The organism is Massilia sp. Leaf139 (genome assembly GCF_001424165.1).
Classification (GTDB): Bacteria; Pseudomonadota; Gammaproteobacteria; order Burkholderiales; family Burkholderiaceae_D; genus Telluria.
On the sequence record NZ_LMOJ01000025.1, the window covers coordinates 703,092 to 729,512 of the forward strand.

Annotated in this window: 21 protein-coding genes; 14 read left to right on the top strand and 7 right to left on the bottom strand. The window is 56.5% G+C overall.

The window, feature by feature from the left end:
- Positions 1-506 precede the first annotated feature (506 nt).
- Entirely contained in the window at positions 507-1,280 is a 774-nt protein-coding gene (locus ASF77_RS20930; protein WP_056343971.1) for a hypothetical protein, read from the top strand.
- A 77-nt stretch (positions 1,281-1,357) separates the two neighbouring features.
- On the opposite strand, the gene ASF77_RS24445 is transcribed toward ASF77_RS20930, so the two are convergent.
- Positions 1,358-1,570 carry a hypothetical protein gene (locus tag ASF77_RS24445; RefSeq protein WP_156648958.1) on the bottom strand — a complete coding sequence of 71 codons (213 nt, stop codon included), beginning with the start codon at positions 1,568-1,570 and terminating at the stop codon, positions 1,358-1,360.
- Positions 1,571-1,922: 352 nt separating this feature from the next.
- On the opposite strand from ASF77_RS24445, the gene ASF77_RS20935 reads away from it, so the two are divergent.
- Entirely contained in the window at positions 1,923-2,789 is an 867-nt protein-coding gene (locus ASF77_RS20935; RefSeq protein WP_156648959.1) for a hypothetical protein, read from the top strand.
- Between the two features lie 231 nt (positions 2,790-3,020).
- Here ASF77_RS20935 and ASF77_RS23830 read toward each other — a convergent pair whose 3' ends face one another.
- From ASF77_RS23830 to ASF77_RS20955, 5 genes are all read right to left on the bottom strand, one after another.
- A complete protein-coding gene (locus ASF77_RS23830) occupies positions 3,021-3,404 on the bottom strand; it encodes a response regulator (RefSeq protein WP_082493937.1) in 384 nt (127 codons plus the stop codon).
- 321 nt (positions 3,405-3,725) lie between these two features.
- Complete coding sequence (locus ASF77_RS20940; protein ID WP_056343977.1) at positions 3,726-6,860, bottom strand: efflux RND transporter permease subunit; 3,135 nt, start codon at positions 6,858-6,860, stop codon at positions 3,726-3,728.
- On the bottom strand, positions 6,857-8,476 hold the full coding sequence (locus tag ASF77_RS20945) for an efflux RND transporter periplasmic adaptor subunit (protein WP_056343980.1): 1,620 nt from the start codon (positions 8,474-8,476) through the stop codon (positions 6,857-6,859). Before ASF77_RS20945 ends, ASF77_RS20940 begins: the two co-directional genes overlap by 4 nt.
- Positions 8,473-9,789 (bottom strand): TolC family protein, encoded by a 1,317-nt coding sequence (locus ASF77_RS20950; protein ID WP_056343983.1) that lies wholly within the window; start codon positions 9,787-9,789, stop codon positions 8,473-8,475. The genes ASF77_RS20945 and ASF77_RS20950 overlap by 4 nt, the downstream gene beginning before the upstream one ends.
- 70 nt (positions 9,790-9,859) lie before the next feature.
- A complete protein-coding gene (locus ASF77_RS20955) occupies positions 9,860-10,162 on the bottom strand; it encodes a hypothetical protein (RefSeq protein WP_229445524.1) in 303 nt (100 codons plus the stop codon).
- A gap of 242 nt (positions 10,163-10,404) precedes the next feature.
- Between ASF77_RS20955 and ASF77_RS20960 the strand changes: the two genes are divergently transcribed.
- Positions 10,405-12,828, top strand: a complete 2,424-nt coding sequence (locus ASF77_RS20960) for a heavy metal translocating P-type ATPase (RefSeq protein ID WP_056343991.1) — start codon at positions 10,405-10,407, stop codon at positions 12,826-12,828.
- A complete protein-coding gene (gene cueR, locus ASF77_RS20965) occupies positions 12,828-13,229 on the top strand; it encodes a Cu(I)-responsive transcriptional regulator (protein WP_056343996.1) in 402 nt (133 codons plus the stop codon). Before ASF77_RS20960 ends, cueR begins: the two co-directional genes overlap by 1 nt.
- A gap of 143 nt (positions 13,230-13,372) precedes the next feature.
- On the opposite strand, the gene ASF77_RS23835 is transcribed toward cueR, so the two are convergent.
- Complete coding sequence (locus ASF77_RS23835; RefSeq protein WP_082493938.1) at positions 13,373-13,579, bottom strand: heavy-metal-associated domain-containing protein; 207 nt, start codon at positions 13,577-13,579, stop codon at positions 13,373-13,375.
- A gap of 1,378 nt (positions 13,580-14,957) precedes the next feature.
- On the opposite strand from ASF77_RS23835, the gene ASF77_RS24450 reads away from it, so the two are divergent.
- The 10 genes from ASF77_RS24450 (at position 14,958) to ASF77_RS21005 (ending at position 26,418) form a co-directional block, all read left to right on the top strand.
- Positions 14,958-15,395 (top strand): hypothetical protein, encoded by a 438-nt coding sequence (locus tag ASF77_RS24450; RefSeq protein WP_156648960.1) that lies wholly within the window; start codon positions 14,958-14,960, stop codon positions 15,393-15,395.
- Between the two features lie 828 nt (positions 15,396-16,223).
- Positions 16,224-17,642 (top strand): TolC family protein, encoded by a 1,419-nt coding sequence (locus ASF77_RS20970; protein ID WP_056343999.1) that lies wholly within the window; start codon positions 16,224-16,226, stop codon positions 17,640-17,642.
- 13 nt (positions 17,643-17,655) lie between these two features.
- Positions 17,656-19,047 carry a multicopper oxidase family protein gene (locus ASF77_RS20975; protein WP_056344003.1) on the top strand — a complete coding sequence of 464 codons (1,392 nt, stop codon included), beginning with the start codon at positions 17,656-17,658 and terminating at the stop codon, positions 19,045-19,047.
- 87 nt (positions 19,048-19,134) lie between these two features.
- The gene (locus ASF77_RS20980) at positions 19,135-19,485 is read left to right on the top strand and encodes a copper-binding protein (RefSeq protein ID WP_056344013.1); all 351 of its coding nucleotides are present in this window, start codon (positions 19,135-19,137) and stop codon (positions 19,483-19,485) included.
- 93 nt (positions 19,486-19,578) lie between these two features.
- Entirely contained in the window at positions 19,579-20,199 is a 621-nt protein-coding gene (locus ASF77_RS20985) for a DUF305 domain-containing protein (protein WP_056344016.1), read from the top strand.
- 92 nt (positions 20,200-20,291) lie between these two features.
- Complete coding sequence (locus ASF77_RS20990; protein ID WP_056344019.1) at positions 20,292-20,720, top strand: DUF4440 domain-containing protein; 429 nt, start codon at positions 20,292-20,294, stop codon at positions 20,718-20,720.
- Between the two features lie 24 nt (positions 20,721-20,744).
- On the top strand, positions 20,745-21,113 hold the full coding sequence (gene copC / locus ASF77_RS20995) for a copper homeostasis periplasmic binding protein CopC (RefSeq protein WP_056344022.1): 369 nt from the start codon (positions 20,745-20,747) through the stop codon (positions 21,111-21,113).
- Entirely contained in the window at positions 21,114-22,013 is a 900-nt protein-coding gene (locus tag ASF77_RS23840; RefSeq protein WP_082493940.1) for a CopD family protein, read from the top strand.
- 691 nt (positions 22,014-22,704) lie between these two features.
- Positions 22,705-23,421, top strand: coding sequence for a DUF305 domain-containing protein (locus ASF77_RS23845; protein ID WP_082493941.1), 717 nt, complete (start codon positions 22,705-22,707; stop codon positions 23,419-23,421).
- A gap of 651 nt (positions 23,422-24,072) precedes the next feature.
- On the top strand, positions 24,073-26,418 hold the full coding sequence (locus tag ASF77_RS21005) for a heavy metal translocating P-type ATPase (protein ID WP_082493943.1): 2,346 nt from the start codon (positions 24,073-24,075) through the stop codon (positions 26,416-26,418).
- The last annotated feature ends 3 nt before the right edge of the window (positions 26,419-26,421 follow it).

Below are 26,421 nucleotides of genomic sequence, written 5' to 3' on the forward strand. Positions count from 1 at the left end.
CGGCCTTGCGCCGGCGCAAGGGTCTAGGAACCACCGCATTGAAAACAATAGGAAGCTCGGCCAAGGGGCAGCAGTCCGGGCCCGCGGCTCTAGTGAGGGAAGGCCATAGCATTGCAAACAAGGCGTTGTCGCGAGGCTTGCGCCGGCGCAAGGTGATGCTCGAGTTACGAGAGAGTCGGAGTTTAAATTGAAAACAAAGGGGGTAGTGCGGCTCGGGAGGGCTTGTAGGTAGGTATTGCAGGTCTGAGAGGCATACCGAGCGTAGCGAGGGGTCTTATTCGCCGCCAGCAGTCCTGACTGCCGTTCACGTTAGCCGTCCTGTTGTGGGCTGCATTGGTTTTCAAGCACCGACACTCGGGACCGGTGCTAGCCTGAAAGCCGCACCAGTGCTGGCTTTTGCTCCCTTTCAGGGGTTGGAACTTTAAGGGAAAACGCGTTGTAGCTATACACGAAGAACCCTGTTGCAGATTCAACAGGGGTATCAACCCACCTACACGGAAACTACAATGAAAAGCCTCACCCCTCAGCAACTCCACATTCTGACGCTGCTCGGAACGTTCGGCTACCTCTCGACTCGTGACGTGTCCAAGCTCGCCTGGCCGAACAGCGAATCGCACAGTGCACATGTAATGGCCCAGGCCTCCCTCTCCCGGCTCGCTGACCTCGGGCTTGTCCTGGCCCGCGATTTGCGCGAACGGCCGGCGGCAAAGCGTGAGGCGCCCCCACCGAAAACTGGCATCGCCAAAGGCTATGTACTAACCAAGCGGGGTGCCGAAGAACTGAACAATCACTGGATGCCGGAGTACTCGGTGTACGACTTGCCCGAGGACGGGAATGCCTCCCTCTGGTTTGCCGACGGCTATAACTTGAGCTTGAAGGACCACGTCGTACGCGCGCCGGTCATCGAGCTTTGCCACCAGATGACGCGGCAATGGAGCCCGCTCGATGACACTGACCCTACCGAGCAGACTTTCTTGAGTATCCTGCCGGTGGGGCCGAGGGGCGCTAGCCGAAACTTTTTAGGTCTGAAGGCTTACTCGCACTTTGACGCCGTGCTTGTGAATAACCGTTTCGAGTTCGTGGCTGGCGTCTACCTTGCTGACCCGCTTACCTCCACGGCTACCGCTAAGGTCTCGAAACTCAGCAAGCAAGGCGACCCGTTCCTTATCGCCGTCGACCGTCCACCACGACTGCTGACGCTAGTGAAATGGCGTGAGCGGATAGCCCCAGCCCTTGCCGCGGCGGTAGAGAAAGAGCTTCCTCCGGGTCTGGAGGCGTAGCGTGGCACGGGTACGCAGGTAAAAGAATAAGGGGGCGAAAGCCCCCTTTGAATTCAATGCAATACGCAGTTACGCAGTTACGCAGTTACGCACTTTTCCTTGGCAGCCCGGAGCTCACGGTGATTAGCCAGCAGCGCTTCACCAACAGTGACGATGATTCGCTCCATTTGGTTAAGGGTCAGCACTGGCATTGGTTCGCCACGGCGTACTGCGTTCGCGATATGAGATAGGAACATCATCAGGTTGGTGAGCTCGCTAGCTCGGTTTTCGAGGAAGTTCTTGTTAGTCATGGTGTCCTTTTAGAGCGGGGCTGAAACGTATAGGCACCGGTTTCACTCACCTACGCGACGTAGTTCCATCCGGCCGAGCTGATACCTACATGCGGCAGCCCTGCGCCGCAGCCTTGCGCCGGCGTAAGCGCGCACGGTTACCGCCGCCAGCTAAGGTGTCAGGTCCCATCCAATGAAATTGATAGGCAGCCCCGTCGATGTGCAAGACCGACGCGTGGCCCACAAGGGCGTCGAGTTTCAGCTCGCACTAATCCGAGCTTGTTGGCGACGATGTCGAATACTCGACTTGCGAAATGCGGCCACTCGGAAATCGAAGCTTCACTCTTCGGAAGCGCTCCTCGCACAGTTCTGTATGGGAAAACCAGTAGTCGCCGACTGCGAAACGACGGTTGCTACACATTGCAAACATCCTGGTTCACATCATTGCAACTACTCGAAAATGAACAGCACAACAATTGAAGAACAGAACGGTAAAGGCGGGAGCATCGCAGTCTATCAACGTCTCCTGCCTGGTAGACGGCCGGCCAAGGTCGAGGTAATTCGGGCAACCTACGAGACCATCCGAGCCTCTAATGGCAAGACTTTTGGGCGGACGAACAACACAGTATTGCTGCGCATCCCTTCTGGCACTACTTTGCTGAGCAGCAAGGATTACACGAAGCTCCGGGAAGTCGGCCTCAACGAAAAGCAAATAGTCTACGTCAATGGTCGATTGAACAGTTTGGCGGGGCCGGCGCAAGCGCGTACTCATGAGATGGATATTGTGGATGCCCAAGCGAAGCTCACGTCTTTCGCTTCCCTCTTGGAGTTGACCCCCTCCTTGGCAAAGGACCTGCGCGCAGTACTCGTCGGTGCCTTGCGGGATATTGACGAGCGTATCGAAGTAGATGGGGGGCCGGCTGGCTCCGGTGAGGAATCGCCGACAGAATTGTTGAAAAACACTCTAGCTCTTCTCAATCAAACATGTGTCCGCGCCCAAGCGTTGTATAAGCAGTTACCGAAGGGAGAGCTTCCGTATGACGTCGTCTTGGAGTTTCAACGTTCATGGTTCCTACATGCAGACATGGTCAGCACCTTCAGGAATCGAAAATGCTTCTCGCGTCCCGCGGGCTGGACCGGGCTTCGAACGCAAGTACTCGACGGGCGCATCTACAAGTGCGGTGACCCGGTCTCAGAAGGGCTGCGGTCATCGGGTTCGGGCGCTGCGCAGATTTCATAGTCAAGAGCACGCCTAAATTCGCGCGAGAAATCTGCGTGCGCGGGGCAGCGTCGGGTATCTTGCAGTCGTCGTCCCAGTCCAGCGGCCAATACTGTATCGGGCGGTTATCAGTTCGAGAGACCTGTTGCAGACCGCGTAATCCAGGCTCTGCGCGTCCTTGACGGCAATCGCAGAACATCAACGCCTGGGCCAACGCGTAACATGAGACGTCGGCACTCTCCCCGGTCAAAGTCAGCGTTCACCATTTGGTAAAGCCAGCACACCCATTAATTTCTCGATGCTCGCCGGCTTGACGAAGTGGTGATGAAACCCTGCTGCCTTTGATTTTCTTCTATCTTCCTCAGAGCCATAACCGGTCAGGGCAATAAACAGTGCAGTTGCGCACTCTGGGCGCGTTAGTAATTTCCGTGCGAGTTCATGCCCATCCATGTCAGGAAGTCCGATGTCCAGCACGAATACATCAAACAGTTCACTCTGCGCTCGAGTTAGGGCTTTTATAGGGTGGTACTCGGTAGCGACTTGATAGCCCAAAGCCTTTAGGACGAGGCCCAGCAGGTCTGCCGCGTCGGCGTTGTCATCGACTACAAGCGCCCGTTGCATGGATGCTGTACCCATTATTTTGAAATCCAGTTGAGTTTCTTGATGCCTCGCCCGGCGAGGCCTCCAATTCTAATTCGGTGTTCGCATGTCATCCGTAGTCTCTCAACTATCTCGCACTATCCTGGTATGCCTGACGACGCTAAACTTCGAAAGACAGCTTGTTTTCGCATATTTAACAATCCCCGTCTACTAAGACACGTTTGATTGCCAAAAAAAAGTCACTTTATTGAGGATGTAGCCCATTGGGTGCGTCGCTAGAGGTTCTTCGGCCCGTTTGAGGTCCATTTCGAGGGCTAAGGCCGTACCTTAGCCCTATTAATAACGGATTGTGACGCTCTAACGGCTCAGAATCGCACGCTCCTGCAGCAAACGCCAAGCAGCTGGGATGACGAACAGCGACAGAAGCGGTGCCGTCACCATTCCCCCCACCATCGGTGCAGCAATTCGCTGCATTACCTCGGACCCTGCGCCACCCCCAAACATAATTGGCAACAAACCCGCGAGGATGACGGCGACTGTCATCGCTTTGGGGCGAACCCTCAGTAAGGCGCCTTCGCGGATGGCATCCAAGACCAACTCACGTGTTAGAGGGTGTCCCGCATCTAGTCGACTCTGAAGGGCATTGCGTAGGTACACCTGCATGACAACGCCGAACTCTGCCGCGAGGCCCGCAAGCGCAATGAACCCTATCGCAGTGGCGACTGATACCGCATGCCCGAGGAACCAGATGAACCAAAATCCCCCAACCAGAGCGAAGGGCACGGTTAGCATTAGTAACGCCGCTTCCGCGGCTGAGCGAAAGGCGAGGTAGAGCAGCATGAATATGACCAACAAGGTGAGCGGCACAACGGTCTTGAGCCTAGCGGACGCGCGTTCCATGTACTCGAATTGTCCGGACCAACCTATGGCGTACCCAGGCGGCAGCTTCACTTTGTCGTTCACCTGTGTCTGCATCGCACGAACGGCTGTCGAGAGGTCGACGCCCCGGACATCCACATACACCCATCCTGACAGCCTGGCGTTCTCGCTACGAATCATAGGAGGACCGTCGGTGATTGACAGGGACGTGACGTCGCCGAGGCGAATCTGGCCTCCACGTCCGGTAACGATGGGAAGCTCCCGCAGGGACTGAACAGAGTTCCGATAGTCCTGCGGGTAACGCACGTTTATTGGGAAACGTTGGCGCCCATCGACAACTTCTCCAACGTTCTCACCACCGATTGCCGACGACACGATGGTCTGTATGTCCGCGACGCTCATGCCGTACCTTGCTGCGCGAAGCCTGTCGATGTCGATGTCGATATACCGGCCGCCGCTTAGCCGCTCAGCAAGGGCAGAGGTGACACCTGGGACTGTCTTTACTGCCGCCTCAACTGCGGTAGTAATCTTGTCGATTTGAGCCAGGTCGGGGCCTGATACTTTGACACCGACTGGGGTTTTAATGCCGGTGGAGAGCATGTCAATGCGATTGCGAATCGGCGGCACCCAGACATTCGAGAGCCCGGGAACCTTCACAACTTTGTCGAGCTCCTCTACGAGCTTCTCTGGCGTCATGCCCGGACGCCACTGGTCTCGTGGTTTGAACTGAACCGTCGTTTCGAACATTTCCATCGGAGCTGGGTCGGTCGCGGACTCTGCGCGACCAGCTTTGCCGAATACAGTGGCCACCTCGGGAACGGTTTTGATGAGGCGGTCTGTTTGCTGGAGCAGCTCGCTGGCCTTCGCTGCAGAAAGCCCTGGAAGCGCTGAGGGCATGTACAGCAGGTCCCCCTCATTCAATGGGGGAAGGAATTCTCCTCCCAGTTTCGAAATAGGGATAGCCGTCAGCAGTAGTGCAATCAAAGCCATGCCGAGCGTTGTCCAAGGATGTTTCAAAGTTGCTTCCAGAAGTGGCCGGTAGCCTTTGATAAGCAGCCGATTTACTGGATTGGACTCCTCGCTGGGTATGCGTCCCCTGATGAGGTAACCTATCAGCACTGGTACCAGCGTAATTGAAAGTGCAGCTGCCGCGGCAAGCGTATACGTCTTTGTGAAGGCGAGAGGTGCAAACAGTTTGCCTTCTTGCGCCTCGAGGCCGAACACAGGAATAAACGAAAGCGTGACGATGAGAAGCGAGAAGAAGAGTGCAGGACCGACTTCCACGGACGACTTCGCGATGATGTCCCAGCGGGTACGAGCGTCGAGGCTCGTTTTCGGATGGGCGTGCGCATGCGCTTCCAGGTGCTTGTGCGCGTTCTCGATAAGCACCAAGGCAGCGTCGGTCGCAGCCCCGACCGCAATAGCGATACCTCCGAGCGACATGATGTTTGCATTCACACCTTGGTATCGCATCACAATGAAGGCCGCGAGTACTGCTAGTGGAAGTGTCACGACAGCGACCAGCGCGCTCCTGATGTGGAAAAGGAAGACAGCGCATACGATTGCGACGACCACGAACTCTTCGATGAGCTTGTCACGCAAGTTCGCAACCGACGCTGAAATCAGTTTCGAACGGTCGTAAGTGGTCACGACTTCGACACCTTTTGGAAGGGACGCTTGAAGTGTCGCTAGCTTGGCTTTCACTGCTTCGATGGTGTCGAGCGCGTTTTTCCCCGAGCGCATAATGACAACGCCGCCTGCTACCTCTCCTTCCCCGTTCAGCTCCGCTATCCCGCGGCGCATCTCTGGTCCCAGGCGGACCGAGGCCACGTCGCGAAGCAGGACTGGCGTGCCCGCATCGCTCGCATTAAGAACGATATTTCGGAAGTCCTCCAACGAGCGCAAATAACCGTGGGAGCGCACCATGTACTCAGTTTCGGCCATCTCGATGACAGAACCGCCTGACTCTTCGTTTGCATCTTGGACTGCTTCGAGTACCTGGGCGTGCGACATGCCAAACACCCGGAGCTTGTCCGGGTCGAGCACAATCTGATACTGACGGACCATCCCACCAATGCTCGCTACCTCGGCAACGTCCTGCACGGTCTTGAGTTCGAATTTCAGGAACCAGTCGTTGATAGCGCGAAGCTGGCTAAGGTCGTTCTTCCCACTTCGGTCGACTAAGGCGTACTCAAACACCCAGCCAACACCGGTGCCGTCAGGTCCTAGTTCTGCTCGCACGCCGGCGGGCAAGCGATTCTGCACCTGGTTGACGTACTCAGTAACACGTGAGCGCGCCCAGTACAGGTCAGTATCGTCATCGAACAAGACGTAGACGAATGAGTCTCCGAAGAACGAGTAGCCGCGAACGGTCTTCGCTCCCGGCACCGAGAGGAGAGCCGTCGTTAATGGATAGGTGACCTGGTCTTCGACTAGCTGCGGCGCCTTGCCGGGATACTGGGCTCGGATAATGACCTGAGTGTCTGAAAGGTCGGGAAGGGCGTCGAGGGACGTTGCGCGCAATGAGTAGACGCCCCAGACCGCTACCAACACGGCCGCAATGAGAACCCAGACACGCCCTGCGATTGACGCCCGTATGATGCGGGCAATCATGGCTTACCTCCGGCCGCGGCCACAACGCTTTTGAGCTCATAACCGTCTTCTCTTTCGACAAATGAGAACTGGACGGTCTGGCCAACCTTGATTTCCTTGAACGAATCAGGCTTCGGCTTCTTAAAGTCCATCGTCATTGCAGGCCACTGCAGAGTGGCGATAGGGCCATGCGACAGCGTTATCGCTTCGCCAGTTACCTGTTCGACTTTGCCAGTTCCTTGGTGGGATGGTGACGATGGTTGGACAGGTTTCTTCGTATCTGTCGTCTTAGGGGACATCGACATCTGTGGCATTGGACTTGGTTGTGCGTCCGGTGCCGGTGCGCTTGGACTGACGTCTGTAGGGGGCATCGGGGCGTCGGTCACAAGCTTCGGCAGTATCGACTTCAGATTCGCTTCCGAATCAATCAAGAATTGACCAGACGCTACTACGCGCTGGCCTTCGCTCAGCCCACTGAGAATCTCAGTTTCGTCGCCGATTTCTCGTCCTGAAGAGACAATCACTGGGCGCATGCTGTTCTTCTCGTCAGCAACAAAAACGATGGAGCGTTTACCCGACGCGATGATGGCCTCGGATGGAACAAGGAGACGGGATTCAGGTTTCGCAGCGCTGAGCCTGACTCGCATAAGCATTCCCGGAATCAAGCTCCCATCCTTATTGTCCAATTCCAGTCGAGCTTGGGCTGTCCGGGTGGTGGTACTTACGCCTGGCAGAATCTCACGTACTTTGCCCTGGTAAGTGCGCTGTGGGTCTCCGGCGAAGGTTGCGGTTACCTGCATACCAGGACGCGCTGAACCGATAACTGCCTCTGGCACTTCAGCAAGCAGCCAAATCGTGTTCATACCGACGACTTTTGCAATCGTCATCCCAGGCGTAACCTGCGCCCCTTCTCGGACCGCTAGTTCGGTGACGACGCCGGAAACTGGAGAGGAGAGCGATAGGTGGCTTTGTGGTCGACCTGTACGGTCCATGGCCGCCACCATCGAGTCTGGGATAGATAGGGCACGCATCCTTTGGCGAGCTGCAGCCGTCAAGGTGGTGTCGCCGCTGCGCTTCAGCATCAGATACTCCTCCTGCGGAGCCAGCCAGTCTGGGACATAGATAGACGCAAAAGCTTGTCCGCGCTTCACTTGCTGTTGTGGTGCGCGTACATGTAGCTTATCGACGAAGCCTGCCACGCGGCTCTGTACAACTTCGGCTTTGCTTTCATCGAACTGGGTACTGCCTACAAGTTCAAGAGAAGCCGCTTGCTCGGCGCGCCGGACGGTCGCAAATCGAACGCCGAGGTTTTGTTGAAGTGACGGTGAAATTTTTACGCCGGCCGCTTCACCACCTTCCTCTGCGTACACAGGGACGAGCTGCATATCCATGAAAGGGCTCTTGCCTGATTTGTCGAAGCGCTTGCCTGGGACCATAGGGTCATGCCAGTACAGGACTCGTTTGCCTGTGGCTGGGTCGACGTTAGACGCTGGCGAGGCCGTTAATGGCGCAGTACCGCGCGTGCTAGTACCGGTTCCCGATGCAGTCGCTCTCGTGCCCGCCCAGTAGCCGCCATAGGCAAGAAGGGAACCTGCGACGATGAGGACTGCAACTCGTGATTTGTTGACCTTGTTCATTGTGCTGCCCTCGATTGCGTTGCGATGTCATGCGGGATTAGGTGTAACTCCAAGCTCGCCCAGATAAGGGCGGCTTCCTCTTCTAGTGCATTCACTTGCAAACGCTTTTCGAGCAAAGCACGCTTGGCCCTGAAAACCGCAGTCAACGTGCCTGTGCCAGCGCGGTAGTCAGCAAGTGCCAAGTCACCCTGTTGATTGACAGTTGGGAGCAGTTCCGAATTGAGCTGCGCAATACGGCGCTTGCGGCTTTCGAGTTGAGCCGACTGCACCTGTATCGTCGACTGCATGTCGACCAGCGCTTCTTCATATTCCAGTCTGGCTTTCGTTCCGAGCTCGGACTTCTCCGCGATGTCACGGTCCTGTCGCTGGGCTCGGTTGAGGGTGAGCGGAATGCTCACGCCGAACGACACCATGTTCGAGTACTGGCTGCTACGTTGGGCAAAGCCGGCTTCAAACGACCAATCAGGATTACGCTCACGGACGGCCACCGCTTTGTCAGCGTCAGCGAGGCTAACTGCACGGCGCGCGTTGAGAACGGTAGGGTGATAGCGTTCAAGGTCCGAGGCCGGCAGAGTCGGAACGTGTGTTGTGAGTTCAGGGGGCGTGTCTGCCACCCCGACAATGTCCGTGCGCGTCCATCTGCGCAGGTTAATTCGCGCAGTTTCCAGCTCCTGCTCCGCCGCGTGTATCGAGTCGAGACTCAAGATTAGTTCCGTCTTCGCCTGCAGCACATCGCTAGCCGAAGCCTTGGCGCCGCGATGTGCCGCCTGAAGGGCTGCGAGGTCCTGTTCCATCTCGCGTGCAACGGACCGTGATAGCACTACTTCCCGCTGTCTGTACAGAACAGTTAGCCAAGCTTTGCCGGCTTCTTCGCGTACAGTCGCGACCTTTTCGAGGTATGCACCTTCAGCGCTCTCCGTCGCGCGTTGAGCGCGTTCTGACCGCGCTTGGCGTTTGTCTCGGGAGACCCATTGCTGTTCGATGCCAATCCGACGCATTGTCATGAAGTCGGCATTGGGACGGAATTTGTCGGGACCCGACACAGGCAGATTGTCGAGGCCCAGCTTAAGCATCGGGTCCGGTAGTTGGTCGGCTCTTGCTGCCGCCTGAGAACTTGCCGCGACCGAAGCACGAGAGGCCTTGGCAGAGGCGGAGGCAGCTGCCGCTAGACGTAGCGCCTCGTCTAACGTGAGCAGCGTTGGGCTGGCGTTAGCTAGGCTCGAGGTAAGAAGCAGTACAGCCGCGAGCAGGGTGTGGCGTTTCCGTGCAGTGGCGCATAGCACGGATGTATACAACGTGAAAATAGAAAGCATAAATCCTCCGCGAATGAAAACGAGCGCCGGCGGCAATAGCTAGCCGGGCGTTAAGCAGGCGGGGAGGAAATTAGATTCGGATTCTGAGCGTACGGAGGTATGGCGGGTCGACGCCAGGCTCGGGAATCTCGCCAGACCACGGCGTGGGCGACGCCATCTGCAGCAGGGGTACAAGGATTCGCACTAACGCCGGATTCGAGAGCGGTGCCAAACCTGGAGGTCCGCTGTGGTGCTCCAGCGATGCTTTGGTGTCTGCAGAAAGTTCAGCGCAATGCACCGGTTTTTCGATATCCATGCCAGCACATGGCATGCCGTCCATCATCTGCGAGTCCATCACTTTCGTCGTCAGCTCTGGACAGACGTACGAAGCCATGGCGATTCCCGTGTTGAAGACGGTAAGCACCAACAACAGAGCAACATAGCGGAACAGTGACGGGAAAGAACGCCGCATTGGATGGAATTAATCTAAACAGTAATCTTGCCGGCACCAATTCTATCCCAGTCTCATGTCGAGTTCAGAGCTTTTCTCGACCCTAAGTTCGACTGCAACAAGTGCTTGACCTTACCATCGCTGGAAGGTCTATCCTTCTTTTAATCGAAGACCGGAGAACCAAAATGCATGCAGTCATTAAACCTGCCGCAGCAGCGGCGGCCTTCACCTTCCCAGTAGGCGGCATGACATGCGCCTCCTGTGTCGGCCGTGTTGAGAAGGCCTTGAAAGCCGTTGCTGGTGTAGAGCGCGTTGCTGTCAATTTGGCCACAGAAAGGGCGACCGTTCACGTTGCCTCAGGGGTGAGCCCCAGTACGCTCTATACCGCTGTCGAAAAGGCTGGTTATGAGGTGCATAGTGAAACGTTCTCCCTCTCAGTTTCTGGAATGACGTGCGCATCCTGTGTGGGGCGTGTCGAGAAGGCACTCAAGAACGTGCCTGGCGTAACCGATTCGTCGGTGAATCTCGCGACCGAGAAGGCACGTGTCACCGCTGTCGGCGTGACAGTTGAGCAGTTGATTGGAGTTGTTGAAAAGGCCGGCTATCACGCTGTCGCCGCAACTGACGCCTCTGCTCAACAGGACACTCCGCAGAGCGGTATCCCAACTTGGTGGCCGGTCGCGGCGGCAGCGCTACTAAGTCTGCCGCTCGTGTTGCCGATGCTGCTTATGCCGTTCGGCTTAGACCTGGCTCTACCTGGCTGGCTGCAACTGGCGCTGGCAACGCCAGTCCAGTTTTGGCTGGGCGCCCGATTCTATAAGGCTGGCTGGAAAGCTCTCCTTGCGCGTACAGGGAATATGGACCTCTTGGTCGCTCTCGGGACCACCTCGGCTTACGGGCTGTCGGTGTATCTGCTCCTCACACAAGGCAACCATGAGGGGATGTCGCATCTTTACTTCGAGACCTCCGCCGTCGTCATTACGTTGGTTCTTCTCGGCAAATGGTTAGAGGCACGAGCGAAACATCAAACTGTCGCCGCACTGCGTGCCCTGGAGTCGCTACGTGCCACAGTCGCACGCGTGCGACGAGGTGTCCATGATGCCGAGATTCCAGTTGGGCAGGTCGTCGTTGGTGACCTGGTCATTGTCCGGCCAGGCGACCGTGTACCGGTCGATGGCAAGGTCGTCGAAGGTACCAGTCATCTTGATGAGTCGCTGCTTACCGGCGAAAGCCTGCCAGTCGCGAAAAACGTCGGCGACCTGGTCACCGGTGGTGCAGTGAATGCCGAGGGCATGCTTGTCCTGCAGGCCACTGCGGTTGGCGGCGACACTATGCTGTCCAATATCATCAGGCTCGTCGAAGACGCGCAAGCGGTCAAGGCACCAATTCAGCGTTTAGTCGACAAGGTCAGCGCCGTGTTTGTACCGGTTGTTCTCCTCATTTCAGTTGTGACCTTTTTCGGGGGGGGCCTGCTGACGGGCGACTGGCAGCAAGCGCTACTCAACGCCGTAGCAGTGCAAGTTATCGCTTGTCCTTGTGCACTCGGTCTTGCGACTCCCACTTCGATAATGGCAGGAACTGGCGTCGCAGCACGTTACGGGATTCTCATCAAAGACGCGGAGGCGCTTGAGACAGCGCACGCAGTGAACGTGGTGGCTTTCGATAAGACCGGCACCCTGACTGAGGGCAAGCCAGCTGTGGTTGCTACCGAAGGAATTGGAAGAACCGAAAACGAGGTTCTCTCCCTAGCGAAGGCTGTCCAGCAATATAGTGACCACCCCCTTGCGAAGGCGGTTGAAGCAGAAGCTCAGAAGAGCGGAGTTAGGAGGCTTCCAGCCACGAATGCACAGGCACTTCCCGGTCGAGGCGTTCGCGCCGACGTCCAAGGGGCGACGGTTTTTCTGGGAAACCGTAGGCTGTTGGAGGAGATAGGCGTCGTGCTCAGCGATATTGACGCGTCGGCAGCGCGCCATGAAGCCGCCGGCCGAACGGTCTCCTGGCTTGCTGTGCAACAGAATGGCAAAGTCGAGCTGGCTGGATTGCTCGCGTTTGGGGATACGTTGAAGCCATCGGCCAAGGCTGCAGTGAGTCGTTTGAGAGATATCGGCGTGGCCTCAGTCATGCTTACCGGGGACAACGCTGGTAGCGCTCGAAGTGTAGCCATCGCTGTAGGTATAGACGATTTTCGTGCCCAGGTGCTCCCCTCTGACAAGGCCGATGTAGTAGCCGCGCTAAAGAGCGGTGGCAAGGTCGTCGCAATGGTAGGCGATGGCATCAACGACGCGCCGGCTCTTGCGTCTGCAGACGTTGGGATTGCTATGTCTACCGGCACGGACGTAGCGATGCATACCGCAGGGATTACGTTGATGCGGGGAGACCCGAGGCTGGTTGCGGATGCTATCGACATATCGAAGAAGACGTACCGGAAGATTCAGCAAAATTTAGGCTGGGCCTTCGTGTACAACATTGTAGGCATACCACTTGCTGCCCTGGGCTACCTCAACCCAATCATTGCAGGAGCTGCAATGGCTCTCTCAAGCGTGTGCGTAGTATCGAACGCGCTGCTTCTCCGCCGGTGGAAGCCGGCCTTTGCTATCGGAGGTAAATGATGAACATCGGACAAGCTGCCGACGCCTCAGGCGTTACCGCCAAGATGATTCGGTACTATGAAAGCATAGACCTGATTACGGCTGCGAATCGCACTGACTCTGGTTACCGTCAATACACTACGAATGACGTGCAAACCTTACGCTTCATCAAACGCTCTCGCGACCTGGGATTCTCAATTGAGCGCATCAAAACCTTGCTAAGCCTCTGGCAGGACCGCGGCCGACATAGCGCAGACGTGAAAGAGTTAGCCCAGAGATACATCGCTGAGCTCGATGAGGACATTGCGAAACTTCAGTCTATTCGGGCTCAGTTATACCACGTGGCCAACAACTGCCATGGCGACAGTCATCCAGATTGTCCGATTCTTGATGAGTTAGCGAAGCCGCACGCCTGCGCTTAGCTCGGGCGCTCGCTGGAGGTGAGGTATTTGGGTTGGGAACTTTTGCGAAGCAGGATGCCGGCTGGGGACACTTGGTCAGGCGCATGCCAAGTGAGTAGTTGCGAAAGCGAGGCAGAGCGGGTTGCCCGCTCTGCCTGGTGGCATTAGGAGCCAGAGGCTTCTGTCACCGGGTAACCAGCATTGATGATTGCCGACTTGACGGCATCGAAGTCCATATCTGTAGCTACGCGTACTTTCTTACTTGCGAGGTCGACCTCGACACGAGCAGCGCCGTCGAGAGCTTGCACCGCCTGTGTAACACCGCGGACGCATCCTCCACAGTTCATTTTTAGGACATTCAGTTCATACATAACAGCTCCTTGGAAGGGTGGGATTCCAAGATAGTGGTTGCTACGATGGGAAGGTCAAGACCAAATTTCGAGAGGAAAGTTTGGTCGCGCCATGTCAATAATTGATGGGCTACTTGCTGCGATAATGTCCGCGAACGTAAGTGCCGTCACGTCGGGTGTACCCGCTTACATGTGTTGTCTTAGGCCGCATAGTGGCCGAGCTAATGTCTCCGTAGCAGGACCCATTCTCAGCGCAAGAAGGTCCGCTTGGCGCGGGCAACGGAGCTGACTCAGCTGCCCCCGAAACTAGAGCCGTAGTTGGTGCATGGGGCTTGATGGACGCGCTGTAAGGCCTCTCGTACGCAGGCTGTTTACCACCTGTACTATTGGATTCGGCGCGCGCATGCGACGCGTTCGCAGTGCGCCCTGACGCCGGAGGTAGTGTGGCTGACGCCCTTGCTGTGTAGATACAACTGCTGTACCCCTTCTGGCAGTTGTACGAATTCCGACGATATGCAGACTGTTCAACCGTGGTGCGCTGGATGTCTGTGAGAAGACTGGTATCGCAGGTAGAGTATCCGCTGTTGCAGTTTCGGAAGTTGCGAGTAAGGCCGGATACCTCGGCTTGCTTGCGCTGCGCTGCTGTCAGCAGAGCCGTATCGCACGCCGAATAACCTTTGTCGCAGTTCGTGAAATTTCGGTCCAAGGCCGAGACTGCAACTTTTCCCTGCTGTTGCTGGGTCAGCAAAGTCGGGTCGCAGGATGAATAGCCGCTGTCGCAGTTGCGGAAATTTCGCTTTAGATGCGATTCGCTGACTTGAACTTGCTGGGACGGTGTCAATAGGGATTGGTCGCAACTGCTGTAACCGCTATCACAGTTACGGAGGTTGCGTGCCAGGGCCGAGCCATGAACCTGTGCTCGCTGACGTTCTGTCAGCAGACCCAAATCGCAACTAGAATACCCGCTGTCGCAATACCGAAAATTTCGCGTCAGGGCGGACTGGCGTACTTGCTCAAGCTGCGACGCGTTTAAGAGGGATACGTCACAGCTTGAGTAGCCAGCTTCACAGAAGCGATAGTTTTGGCTGAGTTTCGCATCCTGGGCGCCTGCGTGTGCGGACACGAGAAGCAACAGTGAAAGCAGAAGGCGGACGAGGTTCATTAGTTGGATGAGGGCGGTGAAGTTGTAATTAATTGCAAGGACAGAATACATTGTTGCTCAGCATAGGTACTAATCTTTTTGCAATAATGACAACTGCCATCCGGCGCGCGGCGGGGCATACATCGTTTTTCTTTTCGGGGAGTCTACGATTTCGCTTGACCTTCCCATTGTGGGAAGCTGTATCGTTCAATTTGCGTCGCCTTGACGATATAAACGACCGTGCTACACTCTCGACCAATGAATCGCACCCTGAAAACCTATTTGCTATGGCTGCTAATTGCCGTGATGCCCTTCCAGGCATTCGCGGCAAATGTGCTGCGCACTTGCAATTCTGGCCATCAGGGTATGACCATGGTCGCAGCCACCTCGATGGACCACGGTGACGCGTCGGCAAGTTCACACGATGCCGTTATGGACCAGCAGTCAGGTGATGAGGAAGAGTGCTCAGAAATGGCGTCCTCAGACGACCAAGATAACGACACTTCCAAATCGCTCAAACATGGGTCATGCAGTGCTTGTGCTGCGTGCTTTGTTTGTGCCGTTGCACCACCGCAATTGTTGACCTTCAAACCTTCCTTCAATAGCGCTGAGGTCTATGTGACCTTTGGCTCTACTCTCGTCGCCGGTTTCATTCCCGACAGTCTCGAACGTCCCCCTCGGCTTCTCGCCGCTTAATCGTTTTCGGTAGCAACGACGCGCGTACTCGCTCGTATTCCGTTGTGCTTTTGTCGCGCATTACTGCTGCGCGTCTACTTTCGATTATGGGACGACTATGTTCTCCAAACGTTTTGTTGCCGCCAGTGCGGTAGCCGTAACATCGTTCGCGTCCGTCGCGGGCGAGCCACCAGCTTCACTCAAAGCGGCCGACCCGGCTGCGCAGGTTTCACAAACGACGTACACATCCGCTTTCTCTACTTACATACCGGCTGCTACGGATAACGTCTCGCCTGACAAAGTTTGGAAAGAGGCTAACGCTACTGTCGCGAATGAGGGTATGCACGGTGGCGCTCACGCGGGCCACGCGCCAGCAGCGCAAGGTGCAGGGAGCCACAGTGGCCACACGATGCCGACTCAAGGCGCGACTTCGGGCGCCCACGCCGGCCAAGGAACACCAGCCGAACCGGCTGGCCAGACCCCACATGCGGGTCATCAGATGCCAGCTCAAGCTATCGCTCCAGCGGCCCCGACTGGCCAACGTTCGCCGGCAGCGCATACAGGCCATCAAATGGCACCGGCGGTAAAGCAGGACCCCCACGCAGGGCACCAGATGGCACCAATGACTAAGCCGGAGCCACACGCGGGTCATCAAATGGCGCCGGTGACAAAGCCTGACCCACACGCCGGGCACCAGATGGCGCCGGTGCCAAAGCCCGACCCGCATGCAGGACACCAGATGGGCCAGGAAAAAATGCAGGCCAATGCTACTCGCCCAGCCCCTGCAAAGGGTGCGGCGAATGAGGCGTCGCATGAACAGCATCAGCAACAAGGAAAAGAGGCGAAGAAATGAAGCCTATCGTTTTCACGCCATTACTCAAGACTTCCAGTCTCTTGCTTGCCGTATCGGTTTTAGCTGGATGTTCGACGTTGTCCAATGACGGCGGGGCGAGCGACGTCTCGAAGTTGACGCAGCCCCGTATCGGCTTTGGAGTGACCGGCGAAAGAACCGACAGCGACGCGCAGGCTAGCTCTGCCCAAGTCTCAAAGCTCCTGGCAGCGCCGTTGACGCCTGACTCTGCGGTGCAGATTGCATTGCTCAACAACCGCGGCCTTCAAGCTTCGCTCGCTGAGCTCGGTGTATCCGAAGCCGACTTTGTCCAAGCCGGCCGTATGCGTAACCCGGGCTTTTCATTCAGCCGGATGCGTGGCGGCGACGAAGTCGAAATCGAACGTAGCGTGATGTTTGACCTTATTGGTCTGCTGACTATTCCACTGCGAAGCACTATTGAGCAGGGCCGATTCGAGCAAGCAAAGATAACGGCTGCATCAGAAGCAGTTCGTCTGGCTGGCGAAACACGTCGTGCGTACTTCAGCGCTGTTGCAGCTGCTCAGACAGAGAAATTTATGAGCCAGGTAGTGACTTCAGCCGAGGCTGGAGCCCAGCTCGCACAGGAGCAAGCCAAGGTTGGCAACTGGAGCAAACTGGACAGGGCACGTGAGCAGGCTTTCTACGCGGAGGCGACGACGCAGTATGCCCGCGCCCGGCACGCTGCTACGGCAACGCGAGAGCAACTTGTCCGCTTACTAGGCCTCTGGGGTTCGAACGTCAACTACAAGATTCCCGACCGTCTGCCAGACATCCCCCAAAAGCCGAATGAGCCGGGAGCGCTCGAGGCTCTTGCGATGGAGCAGCGACTCGACATCCAGATTGCGAAGCGGGACGTTGACGCTACCGCTCGGTCACTGGGCCTGACGAACGCTACAGGCTTTATCAATGTTCTGGACGCTGGATACGCCAACAAAAGCACTACCGGCGCGCCTCGTGAGAACGGCTACGAAATATCGCTTGAGCTACCTATCTTCGACTGGGGTGGGGCTCGACGTGCTCGTGCGAAGGCAACGTACATGCTCTCGGTCAATCGCACCGCCGACGCTGCTGTTCGCGCGCGCTCGGAAGTGCGAGAAGCGTACTCGGCGTACCGCACGACCTATGACGTCGCCAAGCACTATCGCGACGAGGTGGTCCCGCTAAGAAAGCAGATTTCGGAAGAGGTCCTCCTTCGGTACAACGGGATGCTCGCCAGTGTTTTCGAATTGCTGGCTGACTCGCGCGACCAAATCACGAGCGTCAACGGCGCCATTGAAGCGCAACGAGATTTCTGGATTGCAGAGACCGAGCTGCAAGCGGCCATAAACGGCAGTGGCGGGGCCGTTTCACAGCCAACCGTTGCAGCGTCGAGTTCCGCGCCAGCGGCTGAACATTAATTGGAGAGTTGAGATGGTTTCACGTAGAGATTTGTTCACCGGTGCCGCGGCACTGGTTGGGGCCGGGGTGGTCAGCCGAGTCGGCGCAGCATCCCTCCCAGAAGCAGTAATCATGCAGAGCGCTGCGACGCAGGTTCCACAACCGCCACCGAACGGTCGTCCTTACAACCCGGTTGTGACGCTCAACGGGTGGTCGCTCCCATGGCGCATGAAAAACGGTGTCAAGGAGTTCCATCTAGTTGCTGAGCCGGTTGTGCGTGAGTTTGCGCCTGGCATGAAAGCAAACCTGTGGGGGTATAACGGCGCCTCACCGGGGCCGACCATCGAAGTGGTTGAAGGTGACCGTGTTCGTATTTTCGTGACCAACCGACTGCCGGAGCACACCAGCATCCACTGGCATGGTCAACCACTGCCAAATGGTATGGATGGCGTTACTGGTTTGACGCAAAAAGGCATCCAGCCTGGCAAGACGATGGTGTACGAGTTCGAGGCTAAGCGGCCCGGCACGTTCATGTACCACCCACATGCCGACGAAATGGTGCAGATGGCCATGGGGATGATGGGCTTCTGGGTGACCCACCCGAAGAATCCCAACTTCATGAAAGTCGACCGCGACTACGTATTCCTGCTTGGTAGCTACGACATCGAGCCAGGAAGCTTCGTCCCGAAGACCTCGACAATGCTGGACTTTAATCTGTTCACGTTCAACAGTCGCGTCTTCCCTGGTATCGACACGATGGTCGCGCGACAAGGTGAGCGTGTGCGTATTCGCTTCGGCAATTTGACGATGACCAATCACCCGATTCACCTGCACGGGCACGAATTCGAAGTGACTGGCACGGACGGGGGCTGGACCCGGCCTGAATCGCGTTGGCCAGAAGTCACCGTTGACGTTGGCGTGGGCCAGATGCGCGCCATCGAGTTTGTCGCAAATAACCCTGGGGACTGGGCATTCCACTGCCATAAGTCTCATCACACCATGAACGCCATGGGCCACGACGTCCCAACCATGATTGGCGTTTCCCAGCGCGACGCTGCGAAGAAGATTAGTTCAATCATTCCGGACTACATGGCAATGGGCTCTACGGGCGGCTCAATGGGTGAGATGGAGATGCCGCTGCCGGAAAACACTCTTCCGATGATGGGTGGCCAGGGCCCCTTCGGCGGCGTCGAAATGGGCGGCATGTTCACCGTGATGAAGGTCCGTAAGGACCAGAAGCGCGGCGATTACAGTGACCCGGGTTGGTACAAGCACCCAGCCGGAACTCTAGCCTACGAATGGAATGGCGCGCCGCCTGAAGCGGTTAGGAGTACGTCGGCCGGCGGGCAGTCCATGCCGGCGCCGAAGCCCGCGCAGAACGTAGAGTTTAACGTCCGCAAACCGTCAGGCCACTCCGGGCACTGACAGGAAATAGGGTTGCTGAGTAACCGAATCGAACGTGCAACTGGCGGTTAGAAACGACCGCTACCTAACTTGAAAGAAGAGATACCAATGAAAATCGCAAAAATCGTCACCCACTTCGCCGCGGCTACGTTTGCGCTTACCGCCGTCAATGGCGCCATGGCCCAATCGCATGACCACGGAAATCACGCACCTACTGCCATCGCCGGCCAGGAGACGACCATGTCCGACGGCGAAGTCAAGAAAGTAGACAAAGACACCGGCCGCCTCACCATCAAACATGGTCCACTCGAAAATCTGGGCATGCCTGGGATGACGATGGTGTTTGGGGTAAAGGATGCGTCGGCGCTTGATGCCCTTAAAGCGGGCGACAAAATCAAGTTTGTCGCCGAAAAGCTCGAGGGACGATACGTCGTCACGCAGCTCGCAGTTCAGAAGTAAGTAGCCAGCTAGTACAAGGCGTCGTCGTCCTAACTCACCGTCGACGCTAGTCGCAAGGGGATGAGTATGTTTGCAACCAACCAAGGAGTAAATATGAAAATCTCGAAAATCGCACTCGCATCGTTCATGTTCATCGCTATGTCAGCAAGTGCTATGCCACAGCATCAAAGCGGCTCGCACGGCGGCGCCGGACACGAGATGGCGAATATGCACTCGATGCACAAGAGCTCACCGAACGCCGCAAAAGCGCCCTACGAACAGCAGTTTTTGGACACGATGGCAATGCATCATCAGATGGCGATGCATATGGCCAGCTTGGTAGACAGTCGTACTGACAGCCAGCATCTCAAAGACATGGCTAAGAAGATGATGGCCGAGCAGGAAAAAGAGATTGCCCAGCTCAAGGGATGGAAAGAGCAGTGGTATGCCGGCAAGCCGGAGGCGATGAACATGAAGATGCCAGGGATGCCGGAGTCGATGAAAGGGATGTCAAGCGAAAAGCTGACTTCCGCCAAGGGTGAACAGTTCGACCGGCAGTTCGTGGACATGATGACCCAGCACCACAAGGGCGCCATCAAAATGGCCCAAACTGCAGCGCCAAAACTCCAGCATGCCGAAGTTAAGGAGTTTGCGAACAAGCTCGTCGAAATGCAGAAGAAGGAAGTAGCGCACATGGCTGAGATGAAAAAATCTTGGGCAGCGCCGAAGAAGTAAGAAGTTCGAGAGCAGTTAAGAGCACGACAAGTCTAGTAATCGAAAATCGGCTTGTCGTGCTGTCCCCAACCATTACAAACATATAAAAATCTATGCGCCAAACACTTTTTGCCATCGCGCTCTCTGCCGCGTCCCTCCAGGCATTCGCTGCGACTCCACTCGAAACCGTCTCTGCGTTTCATGACGCGCTGTCAGCGGGGAAGGCTGATGCGGCTACCGTCTTCCTCTCCTCGACTATCCAGATTTTCGAGTCGGGTTACGTTGAGCGTTCACGCGACGAATATGCTGGCCACCATCTGCCAAGTGACATGGCCTTTGCCAAAGCGACGAGCCAGACGGTCATTCGCCAGAACGAGCGAATTGAGGGGAATATCGCCATCGTCACACGCGAAACGGAGACAAAGGGCAAGTTCAAAGGAACGAACGTTCACTCGTTTGGGACAGAGACTGCCGTACTGGAAAAGCAAGGTGACAAGTGGCTCATAACGCATGTTCACTGGTCTTCCCGTAAAGCTAAGTAACCAAAACCTACATAGAGGTCAAACATGAAAACCGTTCAAAAAATCGTAACCGCATGCGTCTTTGCGGTAGCTACCCTCGCAGCCCCGCTCGCGATGGCGCACGCAAAGCTTACAGCTTCGAACCCGACGCCAGGAGCTGTATTGGAAACGGCGCCGGCCGAAATTTCTCTGACCTTCAACGAGAAAGTTGAGCAAGCGTTTAGCACCGTGACGTTGACTTATACCGACGGCAAGGTCGTTGAGACCGATAAGGCGAAGGTCGATACCGCCAACCCAGCAATTGTGCGTCTCCAAACCAAAGGTCTGTCTACTGGCACTTATACCGTTAAATGGGCCGTCGCTGGTCACGACGGTCACCGCCGCACGGGCACGTTCTCATTCTCGGTGAAATAAGTGGATAGCGTCCTGGGCCTTCAAGTTGGGTCAGTCGTCGCCTTGAACGCCGCGTTCGCGTGGCTTGTCGGCTCATGGCTGGCGCGCCGTTGGCTTGTGGCGTCAGGTGTCTCACGTACCGACGCTGAAGCCCTGCTACGCTCAGGCGACATCGCCGCAGCTACACTCGGCGTACTCGGGACGGGCGCTATGTTGTGGGCATCCGCCGCCGTAATGGGCGGTGTTGGCTTACAAGAAGCCAAGGACGTAGTCTGGCAGATGTTGACCATGACAAGCATTGGGCGGGCCGGCTATATCTCATTTTTCGCGATTACCCTAGTACTGGTCATTCGAGCACTTCGTTCGACTGCAGTGTGGCGTGAGTGGACAGTGCTGGCAGGTCTAGGCCTCTTCGCGTTTGTACGCGCGTCAATGGGGCATGCCGGCGAAAACGGTTACTGGACTCTGCCTTTCGCAGCGGAGGTAGTCCATCTGACTGCGATGGGCGCATGGACGGGCTTAGTAGCTGTCTCAGCGTGGAAAGCGATGGACAACGGCGCAGGGCAACCTGACTTGAACCGAAAAGCTCACTATCTGGAATCGATGTCTGCAGCAGCTGTGGTCGCAGTCGTAGCAGTATTCGCAACGGGCTTGTTCAATGCATGGAACAGGGTTGGAACCGTGGACAACCTGTTTGCCAGTAGTCTCTACACGACGGCACTCTTAGTGAAGCTTTGCTTTGTAAGCGTGGCACTTGTCCTCGGTGGATATAACAAGGTGTTCGGACTTGCACGTGCACGGCACTCTACGCCCGGGCTGGAGTCTGTAAGAGTTGTTTTGATTGTTGAGAGCGTTGTTCTACTAGCCGCATTAGTTGCGGCCGCTGTCCTGACCTCACAGCAGCCACCAGCAGCCATGTGACGTTAGACGGCAGCAGGCTGCTTGGCGGGCGAGCGCATACTCCACAGTAAGCGATGAGTACTTGCGAAGTAGTTGCCTGGCGCCAGTCTACCCTCGGAGGCCAGCGTAGGGTTTTCATACCTACGTTTTCCTGCCGGTACGGTGTGCTCCGGGTTTTTTCTCGCTGTTAGACTGCCAACATGAAACGAGGTCTTGCCCGCGTGTGCATGCTCTGGCTCCTATTGGTGGCGGTCCCTCTACAGGGACTAGCTGCTGTGGTAGGAGGGTGCTGCGTACGGGCACAGACACAGTCGATGATTTTGGCCCCTGGCGGCGGTGAAGCGAGAGTAAATTCGAAGATGCCGTGCGAAGACCCAGGCAGTATGCAGATGGTTGAGGATGACTCAACCGGCGAACCGTCCCAACTGCATCCAAAGAAAACCGGCTCATGCAAACCTTGCGCAGCATGCGGTCTAGGAGCAGGTGCTCCCCCTTCAGTGCACTCGGCCAAAATTCAGTCCTTCAAAAGCGACTCCCCTATAGTAACGCCCCTTAGCATATTCGCAAGCCACATCTCAGCTGGCTTAGAGCGACCGCCCAAATATCTCTCCGTAATCCTGTAAGCATTCCAGCTTGTCCCTGTCTGCCGGTTCGTTACGGCGGCCGTCGACTTGCACGCAAGTTATCGTTTTCATTACGTTAAGAGGAAATCATGAATTCCAAACTCTCCGCAAATACCGGAAGGGCAGGTCGCGCCCATCGTTCAGGCTGGAGTCACGCGGCTATTGCTGTCGCGGCTGCCGGCACTGTTCTTCTCTCGTCCGCGGCATCAGCTGAAGGTCCAGGCGACAGAAGAACCGCACGATTCGAAAAGAACTATTTGACCTTCATCATTGACCATCATTACTCGGCCTTACGCATGACTGAACTTGCGGCCGGTAGTGACCGTGTCCGCGACCCGGCCATCATTAATCCTGATGAAGGTACAACACCTACGCCGGGTTACGCAGAAAGCATCCCTAAGGCAGCGGCCGAAGAAATTCGGTCCATGTCACGTCAAGCGAACCGCGGTCAGCGAGAGGAAATCGCGAAGGCGCAGCGAATGCTGCGTGAATGGTACGGCATCTCATATGTGCCTAAGCTCGCCCCCTCCGGGATGCAGATGATTCAAATGCTTGAGCGAACCCCTGCTGGACGCCAGTTCGATGAACAATTTCTCAAGGTGTTTAGCAGCCACCACTTTGCTGCGCTAAGCCCTAGCATCGAATGTCAGGTCAAAAGCGACCTGTCTCACGATGGTCTTCGCCGGTACTGCGACAACATCGTAACGATGCAGAAGAACTCAATTAACGACATGAGGGAAATGCTGTGCAAGCAGTTCCGTGACTGTGACTTCGTACCGGTTGCAAACGTACGCAGACTAGATTAATCGTCACGCCGCTTGGGTCGCCTCAAAAGCGACCCAATTTCGTACTACGAGTAACTTGACCTTCACATTTGGAGAACGACATGGACATGAATTCTTTTCAAAGCTGTATCGATGCATGCAACGCCTGCGCCAACGCTTGCGACAACTGTGCAGCAATGTGTTTGAAGGAGGAACACGTGGCAGCGATGGCAAAGTGCATCGCTTTGGATATGGACTGTGCACAGGCCTGCCGCTTTGCTGCAGCACTGGTGGCGCGCGGGAGCGAACACGCCGCAGCGGCTTGCCGTATGTGCGCAGAAATCTGCAAAGCCTGCGCCGATGAGTGCGGACAGCATCAAATGGACCATTGCCAAAAGTGTGCAGAAGCCTGTCGGCAGTGCGCGGCTGAGTGCCAGCGAATGGCAGCGCAAAGCTAAACCTCGGCAGAAGTAGGAAGTTCAGATACCGCATCTTCAAGCGGTATCTGAATCGTCAAAGAACTGCTTGACCTTCCAACTGTGGGAGGGTCTACAGTGAGTCATCACGCTTTGGTTCAATGAGCTAACTGCAAGTCTTTAGGAGCTACGTATGACGACCGAAACGCATGGCGACCACAAAGCGCATAAGCACTCTGGAGTGCAACTCACAGGTCATGTTCACGTAGGAGACAGCATGCCTTCTTCTAACCAACCGACAGACGCGAAACCGTTCACTGACCCAGTGTGTGGGATGAAGGTCGGACCAAACCCTGAGCGAGAAATTACGTTCGGGGGCGAGGTCTATCACTTCTGCAGCCCAAAGTGCATGGAGAAATTCAGAGCCGCGCCGGAGAGTTATTTGGCTGTCGCGAAACCGGCAGAAATTCGTCCAACGGACGCTCCAGCAGGGACTACGTACACCTGTCCGATGCACCCCGAGATTCGACAGGCCATGCCAGGTAACTGCCCAATTTGTGGCATGGCATTGGAGCCCGAACTTCCTTCCTTGGATGACGAAGAAAACCCCGAGCTAGTGGACTTCCGTCGGCGCTTCTGGTGGACGCTACCTCTGACAGTAGTTGTATTTGCGTTGGCAATGTTCGGCCATATGCTTTTCCCAGCAGGCTTACCTGGGCAGAACTGGATTGAGTTAGCGCTGAGCACACCGGTCGTTATCTGGGCCGCCTGGCCATTCTTCGTGCGATGGTTCCAGTCCCTCATGCGCAGGAGCCCGAATATGTGGACGCTCATTGGCTCAGGGGTCATGGCTGCGTATGGCTATAGCGTCGTTGCCACTTTAGCGCCAAACGCTTTCCCGGTCACTTTCGCGAGCCATGGTCGCATCGGTGTCTACTTCGAGGCGGCGGCAGTAATCGTTTCGCTGACGCTGCTCGGTCAAATCCTCGAGCTCCGTGCGCGCTCGCAAACCTCTGCTGCTATCAAATCGTTGCTGGGTCTGGCTCCCAAGACCGCACGCCGCATCGCTTCCGACGGGAGCGAAGAAGATGTTCCCCTGACCCATGTACACGTCGGAGATTCCCTCAGAGTTCGCCCAGGCGAAAAGGTCCCGGTAGACGGACTGGTGTCGGAAGGGGAAAGCGCAGTTGACGAGTCGATGCTTACAGGCGAGCCCGTGCCCGTCACAAAACGACCTGGCGACCGGCTCATAGGCGCGACCATCAACACAAGCGGCAGCCTCGTAATGACTGCAGAGAAAGTCGGCTCAGAAACCATGCTGTCACAAATTGTTCAGATGGTTTCGCAGGCCCAGCGTTCGCGCGCGCCAATGCAGCGTCTGGCTGACTCGGTAGCAGGCTATTTTGTCGTCGTCGTCGCGGTCATCGCTGTTCTTACGTTTGTCGTTTGGGGCCTCTTCGGACCCGAGCCAAGTTGGGTCTTTGGCTTTGTGAATGCAGTGTCTGTTCTCATAATCGCTTGCCCATGTGCCTTGGGTTTGGCGACGCCGATGTCCATCATGGCGGCAACAGGAAGGGCCGCAACACAGGGAGTGCTGTTCCGCGATGCGGCTGCTATCGAGGACCTTCGAAAGGTGAACACCATCATTGTGGACAAGACGGGCACGCTAACGGAAGGAAAGCCGGCGTTCAACACCGTTGTCGCGGCGCCAGGGTACGACGACGAGTACGTCCTTGAGCTCGCCGCCAGCCTTGACCAGGGCAGCGAGCACCCGCTGGCTCACGCAATCGTAGCTGAGGCAAAGAGCAGAGGGATTTTGCTATCAAAGCCTGAAAGCTTCGAGTCTGCCAGCGGTATTGGGGTGACGGGTACCGTCGACGGAAAGCGGGTTGCACTCGGAAATACCGCGCTGATGGAGTCTATGGATGTCGACTGGCACGCCCTCACGGGACCTGCTGAGAGCTTGAGAGCCGAGGGTGCCAGCGTAATGTACCTTGCCGAGGGGGGCGTGCTAGTAGGCCTCCTGGCAGTATCTGACCCTATCAAAGCCACGACAGTAGAGGCGCTGACGAACCTCCGTAACGATGGGATAACTGTTGTGATGGCTACCGGGGATGGAATCACGACGGCGCGCTCTGTTGCCTCAAAACTTGGAATAGACGAGTTCTACGGCGAAGTGAAGCCCCAGGACAAGCTCGCATTGGTCGACAAGCTGCAAAAAGAAGGGCGCATCGTTGCAATGGCCGGCGACGGTATCAATGACGCGCCGGCGCTCGCTAAATCAAATGTGGGCATCGCCATGGGTACCGGGACGGACGTGGCCATCAATAGTGCCCACATCACCCTCGTGAAGGGGGACTTACGCGGCATTGCGGTCGCTCGCTCCATCTCTGTACAGACGGTACGGAATATGTGGCAAAACCTCGGCTTTGCCTTCGTCTACAACGCGCTCGGGATTCCATTGGCTGCAGGAGTGCTGTATCCCTTCACCGGACAGCTGTTGTCACCCATGGTTGCCGCGCTCGCCATGAGCCTCAGCTCGGTCTCTGTAATTACTAACGCGTTACGCCTTCGCGGGCATGCGGCGCCGAGCACCCGAGCCATGAGCTCGCACCCAGGATAGGGA

Coding starts and splice junctions, on each gene's coding strand:
- ASF77_RS20930 (WP_056343971.1), top strand. CDS start 507: ATGAAAAGCCTCACCCCTCAGCAACTCCACATTCTGACGCTGCTCGGA.
- ASF77_RS24445 (WP_156648958.1), bottom strand. CDS start 1,570: ATGACTAACAAGAACTTCCTCGAAAACCGAGCTAGCGAGCTCACCAAC.
- ASF77_RS20935 (WP_156648959.1), top strand. CDS start 1,923: ATGGGAAAACCAGTAGTCGCCGACTGCGAAACGACGGTTGCTACACAT.
- ASF77_RS23830 (WP_082493937.1), bottom strand. CDS start 3,404: ATGGGTACAGCATCCATGCAACGGGCGCTTGTAGTCGATGACAACGCC.
- ASF77_RS20940 (WP_056343977.1), bottom strand. CDS start 6,860: ATGATTGCCCGCATCATACGGGCGTCAATCGCAGGGCGTGTCTGGGTT.
- ASF77_RS20945 (WP_056343980.1), bottom strand. CDS start 8,476: ATGAACAAGGTCAACAAATCACGAGTTGCAGTCCTCATCGTCGCAGGT.
- ASF77_RS20950 (WP_056343983.1), bottom strand. CDS start 9,789: ATGCTTTCTATTTTCACGTTGTATACATCCGTGCTATGCGCCACTGCA.
- ASF77_RS20955 (WP_229445524.1), bottom strand. CDS start 10,162: ATGGCTTCGTACGTCTGTCCAGAGCTGACGACGAAAGTGATGGACTCG.
- ASF77_RS20960 (WP_056343991.1), top strand. CDS start 10,405: ATGCATGCAGTCATTAAACCTGCCGCAGCAGCGGCGGCCTTCACCTTC.
- cueR (WP_056343996.1), top strand. CDS start 12,828: ATGAACATCGGACAAGCTGCCGACGCCTCAGGCGTTACCGCCAAGATG.
- ASF77_RS23835 (WP_082493938.1), bottom strand. CDS start 13,579: ATGTATGAACTGAATGTCCTAAAAATGAACTGTGGAGGATGCGTCCGC.
- ASF77_RS24450 (WP_156648960.1), top strand. CDS start 14,958: ATGAATCGCACCCTGAAAACCTATTTGCTATGGCTGCTAATTGCCGTG.
- ASF77_RS20970 (WP_056343999.1), top strand. CDS start 16,224: ATGAAGCCTATCGTTTTCACGCCATTACTCAAGACTTCCAGTCTCTTG.
- ASF77_RS20975 (WP_056344003.1), top strand. CDS start 17,656: ATGGTTTCACGTAGAGATTTGTTCACCGGTGCCGCGGCACTGGTTGGG.
- ASF77_RS20980 (WP_056344013.1), top strand. CDS start 19,135: ATGAAAATCGCAAAAATCGTCACCCACTTCGCCGCGGCTACGTTTGCG.
- ASF77_RS20985 (WP_056344016.1), top strand. CDS start 19,579: ATGAAAATCTCGAAAATCGCACTCGCATCGTTCATGTTCATCGCTATG.
- ASF77_RS20990 (WP_056344019.1), top strand. CDS start 20,292: ATGCGCCAAACACTTTTTGCCATCGCGCTCTCTGCCGCGTCCCTCCAG.
- copC (WP_056344022.1), top strand. CDS start 20,745: ATGAAAACCGTTCAAAAAATCGTAACCGCATGCGTCTTTGCGGTAGCT.
- ASF77_RS23845 (WP_082493941.1), top strand. CDS start 22,705: ATGAATTCCAAACTCTCCGCAAATACCGGAAGGGCAGGTCGCGCCCAT.
- ASF77_RS21005 (WP_082493943.1), top strand. CDS start 24,073: ATGCCTTCTTCTAACCAACCGACAGACGCGAAACCGTTCACTGACCCA.